Source organism: Thiothrix subterranea (assembly GCF_016772315.1).
In the GTDB taxonomy this organism is placed as follows: Bacteria; Pseudomonadota; Gammaproteobacteria; order Thiotrichales; family Thiotrichaceae; genus Thiothrix; species Thiothrix subterranea.
Genome location: NZ_CP053482.1, coordinates 2,068,841 through 2,083,125, shown reverse-complemented (window position 1 = coordinate 2,083,125; position 14,285 = coordinate 2,068,841). Strand labels below are relative to the sequence as shown.

General features: G+C 50.6%; 13 protein-coding genes. 8 read left to right on the top strand and 5 right to left on the bottom strand.

Annotated features, from left to right (window positions below; all coding sequences use genetic code 11):
- Positions 1-79: 79 nt before the first annotated feature.
- The 3 genes from HMY34_RS10240 to HMY34_RS10230 form a co-directional block, all read right to left on the bottom strand.
- On the bottom strand, positions 80-439 hold the full coding sequence (locus tag HMY34_RS10240) for a hypothetical protein (protein ID WP_202715396.1): 360 nt from the start codon (positions 437-439) through the stop codon (positions 80-82).
- A gap of 4 nt (positions 440-443) precedes the next feature.
- Positions 444-731, bottom strand: a complete 288-nt coding sequence (locus HMY34_RS10235; protein WP_202715395.1) for a heavy-metal-associated domain-containing protein — start codon at positions 729-731, stop codon at positions 444-446.
- A gap of 72 nt (positions 732-803) precedes the next feature.
- A complete protein-coding gene (locus HMY34_RS10230; RefSeq protein ID WP_202715394.1) occupies positions 804-1,151 on the bottom strand; it encodes an FUN14 domain-containing protein in 348 nt (115 codons plus the stop codon).
- 106 nt (positions 1,152-1,257) lie between these two features.
- On the opposite strand from HMY34_RS10230, the gene HMY34_RS10225 reads away from it, so the two are divergent.
- From HMY34_RS10225 to rnd, 4 genes are all read left to right on the top strand, one after another.
- Positions 1,258-2,037: a hypothetical protein gene (locus tag HMY34_RS10225; RefSeq protein WP_202715393.1), complete on the top strand. Its 780-nt coding sequence runs from the start codon at positions 1,258-1,260 to the stop codon at positions 2,035-2,037.
- On the top strand, positions 1,947-2,516 hold the full coding sequence (locus HMY34_RS10220; protein WP_202715392.1) for a hypothetical protein: 570 nt from the start codon (positions 1,947-1,949) through the stop codon (positions 2,514-2,516). Before HMY34_RS10225 ends, HMY34_RS10220 begins: the two co-directional genes overlap by 91 nt.
- 11 nt (positions 2,517-2,527) lie before the next feature.
- Positions 2,528-4,267 (top strand): trypsin-like serine peptidase, encoded by a 1,740-nt coding sequence (locus tag HMY34_RS10215; RefSeq protein WP_202715391.1) that lies wholly within the window; start codon positions 2,528-2,530, stop codon positions 4,265-4,267.
- 325 nt (positions 4,268-4,592) lie between these two features.
- Entirely contained in the window at positions 4,593-5,735 is a 1,143-nt protein-coding gene (gene rnd / locus HMY34_RS10210; protein WP_202715390.1) for a ribonuclease D, read from the top strand.
- A gap of 1 nt (position 5,736) precedes the next feature.
- Here rnd and HMY34_RS10205 read toward each other — a convergent pair whose 3' ends face one another.
- Positions 5,737-6,777, bottom strand: a complete 1,041-nt coding sequence (locus HMY34_RS10205) for a tRNA (5-methylaminomethyl-2-thiouridylate)-methyltransferase (RefSeq protein WP_202715389.1) — start codon at positions 6,775-6,777, stop codon at positions 5,737-5,739.
- Between the two features lie 156 nt (positions 6,778-6,933).
- Here HMY34_RS10205 and HMY34_RS10200 point away from each other — a divergent pair, with 156 nt between their 5' ends.
- The 4 genes from HMY34_RS10200 to HMY34_RS10185 are packed head-to-tail and all read left to right on the top strand — an operon-like array spanning position 6,934 to position 12,992.
- On the top strand, positions 6,934-8,055 hold the full coding sequence (locus HMY34_RS10200) for a glycosyltransferase family 4 protein (protein ID WP_202715388.1): 1,122 nt from the start codon (positions 6,934-6,936) through the stop codon (positions 8,053-8,055).
- Positions 8,055-8,576 (top strand): oligosaccharide flippase family protein, encoded by a 522-nt coding sequence (locus HMY34_RS10195; RefSeq protein WP_202715387.1) that lies wholly within the window; start codon positions 8,055-8,057, stop codon positions 8,574-8,576. The genes HMY34_RS10200 and HMY34_RS10195 overlap by 1 nt, the downstream gene beginning before the upstream one ends.
- Complete coding sequence (locus HMY34_RS10190) at positions 8,573-9,547, top strand: lipopolysaccharide biosynthesis protein (protein WP_202715386.1); 975 nt, start codon at positions 8,573-8,575, stop codon at positions 9,545-9,547. Before HMY34_RS10195 ends, HMY34_RS10190 begins: the two co-directional genes overlap by 4 nt.
- A 46-nt stretch (positions 9,548-9,593) precedes the next feature.
- Entirely contained in the window at positions 9,594-12,992 is a 3,399-nt protein-coding gene (locus HMY34_RS10185) for a polysaccharide biosynthesis tyrosine autokinase (protein ID WP_202715385.1), read from the top strand.
- Positions 12,993-13,013: 21 nt separating this feature from the next.
- Here the strand turns inward: HMY34_RS10185 and HMY34_RS10180 are convergent, their stop codons facing one another.
- The gene (locus HMY34_RS10180) at positions 13,014-14,246 is read right to left on the bottom strand and encodes an O-antigen ligase family protein (RefSeq protein ID WP_202715384.1); all 1,233 of its coding nucleotides are present in this window, start codon (positions 14,244-14,246) and stop codon (positions 13,014-13,016) included.
- Positions 14,247-14,285: the final 39 nt, after the last annotated feature.

The following is a 14,285-nucleotide window of genomic DNA, read 5'->3' as shown; positions in this document are numbered from 1 at the left end:
ATTGTTATTTATTAGCTAATCAGCTTATCAAGTAAAATAGATTTTTTTAATTAAAATAGATTTATGGCATATAAGCGTTCTATTTTCCAGCACTCAGTTGTTCGGCGGAAGGATCCGGGGTTTCAACCAGCTCATTTTGCACCAATTTCTCTGGAGTATTATTGACCGGCTTGGTCGCTGACTCAGTGAGTTCTGGGGTTTCTTCCGCCGCCGCGAGGGGCAAATCTTCCTGTATGCTTTCGGTTAAATCGGTCATATTACTCAAGCATTCTTGCAAGTATGCTGATTTTTTACCGTCACTAATGCCGTCTTCTTCAGCATAGGTGTTACACAGTTCAGTGAGTGCCGCATTGTTGTTTTCAGCGGCACTGTCTTCTGCATGGAGGGTAGCACTGGTGCTGATGCCGAGCAGGGTCAGCAGGATGAGAGGGTATTTCATGGGGTTAACCTTTTTTAGGCATGTCAATCCGCCCAATCGCGCAACTGACGACTGAACGGGCTTTTTCTTTCAGGGATGCCAAGCCTTCGACGGAACCGCGTTCGGGGTAGCCAAGGCCAAACAGGGTTTGCACGGCAGCGTCACGCACGGCTTCGCTGCTATGCAAGGTGACAACCTGATGCTCTATATCGACATCCACCGCTTGGATTTGTTCATTTTCCATTAGTTTTTTGGAAATGGTATTCGCACAACCACCACAGCGGATATTTTCAACTTCGATACGGGTTTCCATGACACTCATCTCCCTGACTGGTGATTAATCTAGGGATATTAATATGGCGTCAATAGCCAAAAAACACAAGGTTTAGCCGATTTTCAGTCCGACAAAAAATCCAGCAACTGCACTCACGCCCTTGCTGGTGATGTACGAGAGGCGTTCGACCAGAAAACCCCCCGATTGTTTGACCATGCCGGTAGCGGCATTGGCAGCACTTTGCAGTTTTTCATCAGTCATTTCGGTAATCCCGTAATACTCGGTGACGAACAACAACACAATTGCCGCGCCGCCAAGAAACAAGGCAAGCCGCAACATTTTTTTGGCGAAATAGCCGACCGCCAGACCGATGACAAAAGGTGCGCCCACGTTCCCCAACAGGAAAGCGGAGGAGAGAATGTCAGTGCTTGGCGCGGTAGTGAGAGAATAATCGTTCATTGTTTGCCCTTTGATAGACCGTTTAGATCATTGGAGTTTTATTTGTAAAGAGAGTTCTGCTAAATTTATCACTAATCATAAAAAATAACATGGATAGCCATCAAGCATGAAGTATTCCATCGGTTTGGCGTGTCTGTTGGTGTGCATAGCATTGCCGGTTCACGCCACTCAAATCATCCAGCCTTCGACAGCGGCTACCACGGTTAGCGGCGGTAGTGTAATCGTTTTTAAGCCCGTTTACACCGTGGCAACCCCGGATAATGGCGCAGAAACCGGACTGGGTTTGCGGGTGCATTTCAATGCCAATGCCTTGCAATTCAAGGGTGTGAGTAAGGCTTTCGCTTACGGTCTCCAGCCGGTTGGGGAAGTGAGCGTGGATAGCGCCAATGGGGATGCGGATGCCAGTACCGACAGCTACCTCACGCTGGCATGGGTGGATGTGACCGCGCAATGGCCGGGTGCTGACGGATTGCCACTAACCTTGGGTGAAGTGGCGTTTGACGTGTTGCCAGGGTTTATCGGCACGACCCACATCCGCACCAGCGCCAGTGACACGGCGGATGGCGTGGCCTTGCAAACAACGCCAATGAAAGTGACGGCGGAAACCGTCGCAGAATCGGTAACGCTCAAGTTGCGCGGAATGCTACAAGGCGCTTACGTGAGTGCGGATGCGCAGATGCGGGATAGTTTGCGTACCACTAATTCGCTTCCATTGACACAGCCGTATGCAGTGAAGCCACGACCACCACCTTGCTGGCAACCACGGGTAATGATGCAATCGTCGATTGGGTATTGGTGGAATTACGCCCGCAACAACAGCCGCAAACGCGCGTTGCCAGCCAAGCCGCCTTATTGCAACGTGATGGCGATGTCGTTGATGCCATGACGGGAAGCACCGCTCTGAGCTTTAAGGTTGCGCCGGGGGATTATTATGTGGCTTTGCGTCACCGTAATCATTTGGCGGTAATGAGTGCTGCCCCACTCAAACTGACCGCCAATGCCAGCACGCTGGATTTCACCCAAAGTACCACGCCGATTTACGGCAATGAGGTGCGGATTTCACAAAGCGCGGTGCGACTGTTGCCGACGGGCGATGCCAATGCGGATTTCAAATTGATTTCCGATGGCCCCGGTAACGACAAAAACACGGTGCTGGGCGTCATCCTCGCCAGCCCGGAAAATACTGGAGCGCATACCAACTTTCAGTTACCGGGCTATCGAACAACCGATATGAATCTGGACGGTAAAACCCTCTACGTCGGCCCGGATAATGACGTCAATGCCTTATTAGGCAATATTTTATTAGCACCGGGCAATAGCACTAACAGCACCAATTACATTCTGCCCAGCAGCTTGCCGCAATAAGGTCATTCACGATGAAAATGCTAACCCTGACGTGTTTATTACTGGCCTTGGCGCACCCGGTACAGGCAAATAGCCGCGCTGAACCGGAAGTTTTTCAAGGCGAAACCGCCACTGAAACGGTGGCATTGCGCTTGCCGGTATTGCCCAAGGCGGCAGCACGGGGTGCAACCACGCGCAACACTACGGCAACGGCTAATGCGGTGAGTTTACCGGCATTGCAAGACGTTGAGCTTCAGTTATTGCAAAACGGGCAAGGGGCGAAGGCGTATCGCGTCGGCGTCGGGCGGGCATTGCCCAGCAGCGTCAGTGACACCATGGATTTGAATGCGTGGCAATGGACAACGGTTAGCGGCGGCAAAGTGGCGCATTTCAGTGTGACCTCCACTGGCGCGGTGCGGGTGCGGGCGCAGGTGCAGATCGGCAATTTCCCCGCAGGCGCAGAGCTGCGCTTTTATTCCCCCACGAACCCGGCCCAAGTGTTTGCGGCGGATGCCGCCGCCCATAGCCTTACTTGGTCGCCGACGGTGGAAGGCGATACCTTGGGCATGGAGGTGTTTCTGCCCACCGGGGTAACGCCTCAACAGGTGGAATTGGCACTGCCGCAGCTTTCGCATTTGGTGGTTGACCCCGCCAGTAGTCAGCTCAAAAGCAGTATTGTCAAAGAAGAATACGCCAGTTGCCAGCAAGACATCGCCTGTGCCAGCCCTGCTTGGCAGGAAACCGGCAAAGCGGTGGCGCGTTATGTGTTTACCGAAGCGGATGGTTTGAGTTATTTGTGTTCGGGAACGGTGCTGGCAGATAACGATGTGTACACGCAAGTACCGTATTTTTTCACCGCCGCGCATTGTGTTAACAATCAGCAAGCCGCCAGCACCATGGATTTGTTCTGGTTGTATGCAAATGCCACCTGTGGCGGCACTAACAGCAGCTTTACGCAAACCACCGGCGGCGCACAATTATTGATGAGCAAAACGGCGTTAGACACAACCTTTGTGCGTCTGAATAAAAATCCGCCCACTGGCGTATTGATGTCGGGGTGGACGAATACGCCCCTGACCAGCAATCAAGCCGTGACCGGCATCCATCACGGTTTGGGCAGCCCGAAAAAGTACGCAATGGGTAATTTTCAAGCGCACATGCGGATGGAAACCCTCAACGGGGGCTATTCTGTCATCCCCGATACTAACGGTGATTTTTCCAGCGTGCAGTGGCATACCGGCATTACCGCACCGGGGAGCAGCGGTTCGGGCATTTGGGTGGAACAGGGCGGCAAACATTACCTCAACGGTTCTTTGCTGGGCGGTTCGTCGGATTGTGCCAATCCCGCTGCGCCGGATGAATACAGCCGTTTCGAGCGCACTTGGCCGCTGATTAGCAGTTGGTTGGGGGCAACCGGCACGCCGCCGTCATTGCGCCTGCGCGGTAGCAACATTCCGCCCACGGGCTTGGTGGAAGGAGTGCTCATCGCCCGTTATTTGCAAGGGACACGCGGAGCCGCGTTGGTGGAAGGTGTTACCCAGCATACGTTCAATCTTGCGACACTGGAAACGCAATTAGCCGCCGTGCAGCAGGTGATGGACATTGACGCGGATGGACAGCAGCAGGCTGATAAAGATGCGATTTTGTTGATACGTTATTTGCTGGGTTTGCGCAATGCCGCGCTGATTCAGGGGATAACATTGAGTAGCTCGGAACGGAAAACGGCGAGTAGCATCACCACGTACTTGGAAGCGTTGTTGAATCCGGTTTAGCGAACCCGAAAAAAAACCCGGTCGTGTTGACCGGGTTGACCGCTCAGACCATACACAACCTAGCAATACTGTGCATGGCAACTACCCTCACTAGCGGTTTCAAAAGCGTTACTGTTCAGGAAATTTGATATTTCTCAATGTGCAGAAAAACGTGAGCAATGTCAACAAACAGTTGATATTTCAAATATTCTTAAACACTAACGTTGCAGTGCACCAAAGCCATGAGGATTGCTGTGTTTTTATGGGTATGCGGGTGTTCCAAGGTATGGTTACACCCCTGTTTGCCGTACAATCGTTGCTGTTCTAGTTGAAGCGCACCACGTCTATGTTTGATTATATTGATAATGCCGAAAAGTTAACCGACCTCATGGCTCGGCTCGATGCTGCCGAATGGATTACCTTGGATACGGAATTCATCCGCGAAAAAACCTATTACCCGCGATTGTGTTTGATCCAAATTGCCAGTGCTGACACCTTGGCGTGCATTGACCCCATCGCGATTAGTGATTTGCAACCGTTTCTGAAGTGGCTCAATCAGCCACAGCGCCTGAAAGTCTTGCACGCCGCTTGGCAAGATCTGGAAATCTTCCACCATTTAGGCAATGGCAACGTACCCGCCCCGCTGTTTGATACCCAAGTTGCCGCTGCCGTGTTGGGCATGGGCGACCAATTGGGGTATGCGCGTTTGGTGGAAGCCTTGCTGGGCATAGCGCTGGATAAATCGCAGTCACGTACCGATTGGTCACGCCGCCCTTTGACGAGGGCGCAACTGGAATACGCCATTGACGATGTACGCCATTTGCGCGATGTTTATTTGCGCTTGCGCGAACAACTGGAACAATTGGGGCGGATGCATTGGTTGGAAAAACCGTTCCAAAAACTCGCCGATCCCGCGACTTACACCGTTGACCCGCAAACCGTGTGGGAACGGGTGAAAGGCTTGCAAATCCTCAAGCCGCAGCAATTGGCAATTTTGCGCGAATTAGCGGCATGGCGTGAACAGCGTGCCTTGCTCAAAGACATTCCCCGACGCTGGATTTTATCCGATGAAATCTTGCTAGACATGGCACGGATGCAACCGGACAGCCCAGCGGCATTGCGCCAGATTCGTGGCTTGAGCGATGAACAAATTGAACGCGGTGCGGGCGAATGGCTGGCTTGCATTGCTCGTGGACAAGCAGTGCCGAAAAGTGAATGCCCATCCTTACCGCGTCGCCGCAAACTGGATGCGTCCATGAGCGTGGTGGCGGACGTGCTGACCGCCCTGCTCAATCAAGTCGCGCATGAAAACGGCATTTCGGCGCAAATGATTGCCACCCGCCAACAGCTTGAAAAAATGCTGGAAGAAGGGCGCACCACCCTGTCTGACGATTGGCGTGGCGCGTTGGTGAATGATTTGTTTACGGCGGTATTGGCAGGTAAGGCCAGCATTCGCGTGCGGGATCAGCAATTGGTCATGGAAGCGTGATTCAAAGTAGCCAAGTATCCGGCAAGTCGCGCAAGGGCGTAACGCTGATTTCCTGAAGCGCAGCACCCGGACGAGCGAACTGGCAGACGACTTCCGCCGCGTGCTTGCCTTGGCTGTAGCGGGCTGAAATTTGCGCGGCAAGGTGCACATCGTCATCGGTAAGCGTATCGCCATCCAGCAAGGTTAACGGGCCGGAATGACTGGCGGTTTTGATCCAGAGGAATTGGTTTTTGTAGCCTTCGAGGAAATGGGTTTCACCCTCCTCGCGTGACACAATCATTTTAAAATGCGGTCGCGGGCGTAAATGCCGCCCGATTTTCAGCAACATAATGTCATCGAGTTCATAAGCGCGGTTAGGGCGATGCGCCCACAAATCTTGCAGTTTGTCGGTGTAATTAGCATCCGTCAGGAAGCAACAGCCGCCCGCCGGTTGTGCGTAATCCGTGATTCCCCACTGGGCAGCAAGGGCTATCTGCGGTTTGCGGTTGCGCCCTCGGAAACCAAACAACTGGTCACGATCAACCCAGCCTTCGCGTTCGGGTTTGCTGGGGGGTAAATTGTGCGCAGACAGTGGGCGTAACAGCAGTTCTTCCGCACCCGATTCGGCGGCAATAATCGGCATGGTGTCCGGGCGTTGCGACATGGGGCGTTGCCCCACCACTTCGCCGGTAATGATGAAATCGAAACCTTTTTGCTGAATCCATTCGTGCGCTTTTTTTACCATGAAAATCTTGCAGTCAAGGCAAGGGTTTAGGTGTGCGCCGTAGCCGTATTTGGGGTTGAGCACGACATCTTTGTAGGCTTCCACAATATCCACAATGTGCAGTTTGATGCCGAGTTGTTCGGCTACCCAGAGGGCATTGTTGCGTTTGATTTTATCGCTGTGGTGTTTGCGGATGGCGTGCGTATGGCCTTCTACGCAAAAGCCGGTGTAGAAGTTGATGCCTTCCACATGAATGCCTTGTTCCAACACCGCTTTGGTGGCAAGCATGGAATCAAGGCCACCGGAAAGCAGGGAAACAGCGCGGTATTGTCGGGTCATTAGGCTCACTAACTGGTTGGGTTGAGGCTAAGTATACGCTATGCGCCGGTCGCTTGTGCCAGTCTTCCTGCGACTGCTACCACTGTTCGCAGCCGCACTCAACAGCGATTCGATACAATGATAGGGTGCATTTATGTCTACGCTTGAGTTCATCGCATGAATGCCACTGTTATTTTGTCTGCGTACTACCGGCACAAACCCGGCGGGTTTACCACGCGCCTGTACCGCGCTTACCGCGCCTTGGATGCAGCGGGCTATCGGGTGATCTATATTGCAACTGAAACGTTGCCGGTGGAAGGTGAACGTATCCAGCCGGTCATTTTGCCGATGCGTTCCCGCCCGACTTCGCTGTGGTATTGGCCGGAATTTTGCTGGCGGGCAGTACGCGAGATGCGGCGCTTGACCCGTGAACATCAGATTACGCAACATTTCATTTTTTCATTTTTTTACGCAACCCTCTCCATTTTCGCGGGTAAGGGGCTAGGGGTACGCACCCTAACCTTTATACGCGGCGATGATGTGTTTGACTCGCGCAAAAAACGCTTTGCAGGGTTGCGTATTGCCTTTCATCGTGTGTTGGAAAAATTGGGAATGCGCTATTCCCATCAAGTGATTACCACCAGCGAAACGATGCGGGCGATCATTAACCAACGTTCCGGCGGAAACACCAAAACACGTTGCCTGCCTAACCATATCGTCACACAGCCACTGGCATTACCACGCCCCGACATTCGCCGCGATACCCTACGTATGGTAACAGTATCGGTGGTAACGCCACGCAAAAACATCTTGTTTATGCTGGAAGCCCTTAGCAAAGTGCGTAACACCAATTGGGAATACCTTGTGATAGGTGATGACACCAGCGGCGTGGGCTATCAGGCACAACTGCAAGCCTTCATCGACACAGCAGGTATTGCCGATAAAGTCTCTTTCCTCGGCTGGCAAAGCGATATTGCATCTATTTTGCAAACCTGCCATCTGTTTGTCTTTCCTACCCTGCATGAAGGTTCCCCCAACGCCTTGTTGGAAGCCATGGGCTATGGTCTGCCTTGCCTCGCCAGTGATATTCCCGAAATACGTGAGGTGCTGCCTGACCACGAATTGCTGTTTCCCCCCGACCAGCACGCGGTATTGATCAACAAACTGGATAAATTCCTGCAATTACCGGGCTATGCCACCGTGCTCAGCAGCAAAACTGCCGCTTGTCAGGCACGTTATCGCTTCGACTGGAATCAACGCATTGTGGATTTGGTTGCGGCGGCGGCTGTGCGTACCTGATGAGCAAGAACTACACTAATTCGACTTTGATTCGCCTGTTTGCTATCGGTCTCAATGCCTTAGGTGCGGTAATACTGTTACCTTTTATCCTCCAGTCACTGGGTGAAAACGCTTTTGGCTTGTGGTCGATGGCGAATGCGATTGTCGGTTATTTGTTGTTGTTGGATTTCGGGATTGCTTACGCTTGTACGCGCTACCTTGCCTTACACGGCGATGATAAACACGCTTGGCAAATGACCCTGAGTACCTCGATGTTCCTATCCCTGCTATTGACGGGGTTATTATTACTCGTTGCGGTATTGGTGCAATTCAGCATCCCACCACTCGCCACCACCCAACAGGCACTGTGGGACGTGATCACGATTTTGCTAGTGGAAGTCGCCCTATCTGTACCATTGCGGCTTTACCAAAGTGTTTTGCGAGCAGAAGTCCGCTATTTGGAAATTGGTTGGTTTGAAACAGTACGTATCAGCCTACGCTTGCTAGGCATACCCCTGATCTTGTGGCTAGGGGGGAATTGATAGCCATTCTGTTATACGCCTCTGTTGTCAATGTACTGTTTTTTGCCTTCATGCTGATCAGCGTGTACCGACGCGACCATACGGTGTATCTGCAATGGCAAGCCGTAGACTGGCAGCACTTGAAAGCGTTATTGCGTTTCAGCAAATACACGGCATTGAGTCAAACGGCTGATTTTTTCAAATACCGCACCGACAATGTATTGGTCGGGGTGTTGATTGGTATGCAGGCCGTTGCACCTTACGCCATTATGATCGTGCTGATAGACATGCTGACACAAGTTCTGATGCGCTTTCAAAGCTACTGGGACACCATTATCATGCGCCAGGTTGGAGAGCGACGCCTCGCCAGTGCTTTAGATACCCTGTTAACGTCACTGCAAATTGGGGTAGGGTTGGCACTATTGGCTATTTTTAATACATGGCTGGTGGGTGAAACTTTTCTAACCCTATGGGTGGGTCAGTTTTACGCATACCTCGCCCTACCGCTGACGATTTTCACCCTTACCTTGCTAGGGTTGGCGGTGCAATTGGCAACTACGCCGTATTTCAATGCTGTTGGTCAACAGAAAGCCAATGCGTTGCTGGGCATCTCTGAAATGGGCATTAAATTAGCATTACTCTGGCCTTTTAGTATTCTGTTCACTGCTGATGGGGTTATTTATGCCAGCGTGTTAGCCACATTCTTGGCAACAGTGTTACGCATGAATAGCCTTGCCGCGACCCTTGCGATAAGTTCAGCACGCCTGTGGCGTCTGGTGACTTGTAAAATTCTGCCCGCCGCGCTACTGGTGCTGGGCTTGTGGGGCTTAACCCTCTTAGCCATTCGTGCTGGTTTACATAATTGGGTGTTGCTCAGCCTGATATTGATGCTGGAAGCCCTGCTATTTTTAATGATCTTGAAAAAACGCTACTTACCAAATCATCTGCTGATTTTCACCACCTGTCCCAAGCCTCATGGCAATAACCATTAATCTTATCTATTGTAAAAATCACCTGAGTAACGGTTAGGGACACACTGTGAAAATCGCATTTATTGCCATTAAAGGTATTGACCGCATTGGTGGGGTCGAAACCTACACACTTGAACTGGGCAAGCGCTTGGTTGATGCAGGCCATCAGGTTGTTGTTTATACCATTAAAACTCCCCAATATTCTCGCCCATTTTTTCATGAAGGCATGTGGATTATTCCGTTGCCGACATTAAAGCATGTGTATTTTGAAAAAATGCTGCTGGTTGCTCTGGCGAGTTTTCATCAATTCAGCATTAAACATCTGGATATTGTGCATTACCAAGCGATTGGTCCCAGCCTGTTTTCCTTCATCCCTCGACTAGCAGGGCGGCGTACCATTTTCCAAAGTCATGGGCATGAATGGGCGCACGCATGGAACGGTCTGGCGCGTATGGTCTTTCTGATGTCTGAAAAACTCAGTTTTTGGTTCGCTCACGACTCCATCGCCGTGTCACGTTCGCTGCGCCATTACTACCAGAAAAAATACAAACGTGATGTTACCTACATTCCGTCGGGCATCACCCCGCGCCAAGCCATTCCCTGCCAGACCATTTCCCGTCACGGCATTAAGCCAGATGGCTACATCCTGTTTGTTGGCAGGCTATCCAAGGAAAAACGGGTACACGACCTGATGCGAGCCTATCAACGGCTGCAAAACCCGCCACTTAAGCTGGTAATTGTGGGCAATGCACGGGCAGGCGACACTTACGGTGACGAATTACGTGCTCTCGCAAGCAATGACAGCCGCATAGTCTTTACGGGTGCTGTCTATGGCGATGAGCTGATTGAGTGGTACAGCAATGCCTACGTGTATGTATTACCGTCTGAAACAGAAGGGCTGCCCATTACCTTATTGGAAGCCATGAGCCTAGGGCGTTGCTGTATCGCAAGCAATATTGAGGCCAATGCGGAAGCACTCAGTAACAAAGGCATTTTATTTCCTATGGGTGATGTCAACGCCCTAAGCACACAGTTACAACAGGCGATGACAAACCCTGCCAAGGTAAAACACATCGGCAGTATTTTGCATCAGCATGTGTTGAGTAATTACACCTGGACACTGATTACCGAACAATTTATCCGTTTTTACCAGAAAGTCATGCTGCCAGTTTCAGGGCAGCCTGCAAACCTATTGACCATGCAAGGCAAGCACACCATGTCTATAAATCACCCTATTAACAAAGCCGCTGATATTGCCGAAACAAGCAATGTGGCAAGCATCATGCTGCCAGAAGAAAATCGTGGCTACTACGCGCCACCGCCACAGCAGATCCCACTCCGGCAATACTGGGGAGCATTGCGCCATAACATGATACCTATCATGCTCTCCACTTTGGGGGGAGCATTACTGATGTTAGGACTTGCCGCTCTGACCAGCCCCACGTATACGGCTAAAAGCAGTATCAAAGTGGATACACGTAGCCCCATGTTGCTGGATTATGATGTCGATACGGCTCGACCGCCTTCCTATATTGATGAAACGGTTTTTTACAACACGCAATTTAAGATGCTACGCAGCCGTGATCTCGCCAGTCGTGTGATCGACAAACTGGCAATGCGGGACAGCCTGCTGGCAGAACGCCCCTTCAACCCGACCTTGTATGCTTTGACTGACCCATTCAAGGACTTGGTTAAATTTATGCGTGGTCTGCTCCCTACTGATGACAACGCAAGCAACGCTATTGAGCAAGTCACCGCAGAAGAAATCTTTCTTAACAACCTCAGTATCAAACCTGTCAAAAGTTCACGGATTATCGACATCCAATACACAGGGCAAAATCCTGAACAAGCCCGCAATGTGGTACAAACCCTAACAGAAACATTTGTCGAGCAACAATACGAAGATCGCCGCGAAGTCGCAGAAGGCGGTAAGCGTTTCCTGAACGAGCAAATCTATTCAGCGCGTGAAAAACTACAAGCCGCTGAAGCCGCACTGATCCGTTACGCCAGAACCAAAAATATCGTGGATACCAATGCCGATGAACCACTCATCGCCCAAAAGCTGGAAGCCCTCAGCAAAGCTTACATGACAGCCAAAGAAAATCGCATTCGCACCCAAAGCCAATTCAATAATAAGGGCGAACTTTCCGGTATTTTGAATGCGGCGGATGACCCTGTTGTTCAAGAACACCAGCAAGAACTCGGCAAACTACAAGGTGCTTACCTGTCCAACTTGGAATTATTCAAACCCAATTACCCCGCCATGTTGTCGTTACAGGAACAAATTCACAGCCGTGAACGCTTAATTGCTGAAGCAACTACGCTGATCCGTAAAAATACCACCAATAACCTCCGCGCCTCCTTTGATGCCGCAGCCGATGAAGAGCAGAAGTTAGCCAAAGAAATCAAGCTATTAGAAAAGGAACTCTTAACGTTTCGCAGCGACAATATTGGCTATGCCAATCTAAAGCGCGATGTGGACAGTTTTCGGAGCTTATACGAAGGGCTATTGCAGCGCTTGAAAGAAGTCAGTGTGGTCGAAACCGTGCAAAGTGACAACGTGAGTGTTGTCGATACTGCCGTTGCACCATCGCGTAAGGATGGCCCCAGCTACTCAAAATACCTGCTGCTAGGGTTGCTCTCTGGGTTCTTGCTGAGTTCATTGTTGATCCTCATGCGTGAAATCATGCAACCCAAAGTGCGTGTCTCAGCCGATCTGCAAGAAGCGGGCGGTAAATATCAAATCTTGCACGCCCTGCCTTACAATAAAGCCGTGAGTGAGGGGTCTACGGTCATTTTCAAACCCAACGCTGCCGCTATTTGGTTAGATGCCTTACGTTATCTGCGCACATCGCTAGTGCTGGCAAACTATGGGAAATTTCCACAAGTGTTGCACATTACCAGCCCGCTACCGGGTGAAGGCAAAAGCACAGTAGCTGTCAACCTTGCAACCCTCTTAGCTAGTTCCGGTCATAAAGTTCTGTTGATAGATGCCGATTTACGCAAACCTACCGTCCATAAGCACCTAAACTTGGATAATAGCAGTGGCTTGACGAACTACCTGAGTGGCAACCTCGATCAAAGCCCATTGCATCGGATAAAAAGCACACGTTTGCTGTTTGCTGTTTGTGCAGGACCTGCCATCCTCGATCCGGTCGAAGCCCTGTCTAGCACACGGATGCAATCGCTGCTCGACAAGGCACGTGAACTGTTTGACTACGTGATTATTGATGCGCCACCCGTATTGGGTATGGCAGATTCCTTACTGCTCTCCAACCGTGCAGATGGCACGCTCTTAATCGTTGCGAACAACACCTCTACCAAACAGGAAGTCCGTACCTCGATTGAATGCCTAGAGAAAAGCCATGGCAAATTGCTCGGTTTGGTACAAAATATGGTTCCCCTGCGACACATTAGCAAGGCATCCAACTATTCTGATGGGCGTAATATGCTCATCCCTGCTTAAACATAGCCACTGCCACCTGCCTCAGGCGGTGGTGGGCTGTTCCCGGTAAATCTCGTACAGCATGACCGCAATCACCATATCCATAAACAAATCATTACTCAGAATACCAGCGTTATGAAACACAGAATTCACTAACGTAGCGACAATAATCGCTAACCGATACCAGCTTCCTTTCATGAGACGGTAAAGGTAATAAACCAACAACAATAGTCCAGCAAATCCATACGTGTGCATCAAATTCAAAATGGAATTGTGTACTGGTACAATGTATTGGGCTTTTTCCAACGGCCCGTAATCGAATAAATTGCGTTCGTTCACAAAATACTCGACGGCGTACTCCACCGTATTAAACTCAAAACCGTAACCCCACGGCTTCTGCCAAAACAACTCAATACCGTATTTATAAAGTGTGGAACGCCCCGCTGCGGAAGCATCATCCAAATTGATCAAGCGCGAATCCACATCGGCATTACCCGGTAGCAACAGGTAAGCCATTGCGCCGAGTAACACGGCTACCCCCGCTAACGGAATCACCCGTGCCGGGAATAGCCGCAAATAGACTAATGCAGGCATTATTAAGGCAGCCCCCATGGCAGAACGGGTTTCTGAGGCAAAAATCCCGCCTGCCAGTATGATGCACCCGAATCCCCCCAACCACTGAATACGCTGATCAGCAGGATTCTTGATAACCCAGTAAAGCGTCAGTGCCATCGCACTTAACAGCATATACGTCTGGGGAATCGCATACAGTGTTAGTCCGGGGGGACGATCCAGTACTTCCGCCATTTGGGTGCGCATTTCATCACTGATTTCCTTATTCTGCATTTCCTGAAGAATTGCATGAAACTCCCAAGCAACGTGCACATCAAATCCTTGCAAAATGCCAATCAATGCTGAAGGCAATGCCAAACCCAGCAGGACAAACGCCAGCACCCGAAAACCGTACTGCTCCAGAATAAAATAAGCGACCATGAGCAACAAATAGGATTGCAACACTCGCATTTCACCGCTAATGATACTGCCCATACCCACATTGTTGGTTAGCGACACCACCAAGCCCAGCAATGCCAGCAAAACGTAGATCACATTCACCGGTCGCAAGCGAGCAACCACGCTGCTGTCTAATAACAACACCAATCCACCGGTCAACAAAATCAGAAACGACCTAACTGGCAAGCCTGCCAGATAAACATTGTTCAGGTAAGCCAAAAAGATAAAATGCAGGCAAAATAGCCATAAGATAAGCGTGCGCAAGGTTATTTCTCCCTCTGGGTTTCAATTTTATTCTATATA

What these genes read in the sequence shown, in the direction of transcription:
- HMY34_RS10240 (WP_202715396.1), bottom strand. Translation starts at nt 439, where the DNA reads ATGAAATACCCTCTCATCCTGCTGACCCTGCTCGGCATCAGCACCAGT.
- HMY34_RS10235 (WP_202715395.1), bottom strand. Translation starts at nt 731, where the DNA reads ATGGAAACCCGTATCGAAGTTGAAAATATCCGCTGTGGTGGTTGTGCG.
- HMY34_RS10230 (WP_202715394.1), bottom strand. Translation starts at nt 1,151, where the DNA reads ATGAACGATTATTCTCTCACTACCGCGCCAAGCACTGACATTCTCTCC.
- HMY34_RS10225 (WP_202715393.1), top strand. Translation starts at nt 1,258, where the DNA reads ATGAAGTATTCCATCGGTTTGGCGTGTCTGTTGGTGTGCATAGCATTG.
- HMY34_RS10215 (WP_202715391.1), top strand. Translation starts at nt 2,528, where the DNA reads ATGAAAATGCTAACCCTGACGTGTTTATTACTGGCCTTGGCGCACCCG.
- rnd (WP_202715390.1), top strand. Translation starts at nt 4,593, where the DNA reads ATGTTTGATTATATTGATAATGCCGAAAAGTTAACCGACCTCATGGCT.
- HMY34_RS10205 (WP_202715389.1), bottom strand. Translation starts at nt 6,777, where the DNA reads ATGACCCGACAATACCGCGCTGTTTCCCTGCTTTCCGGTGGCCTTGAT.
- HMY34_RS10200 (WP_202715388.1), top strand. Translation starts at nt 6,934, where the DNA reads ATGAATGCCACTGTTATTTTGTCTGCGTACTACCGGCACAAACCCGGC.
- HMY34_RS10195 (WP_202715387.1), top strand. Translation starts at nt 8,055, where the DNA reads ATGAGCAAGAACTACACTAATTCGACTTTGATTCGCCTGTTTGCTATC.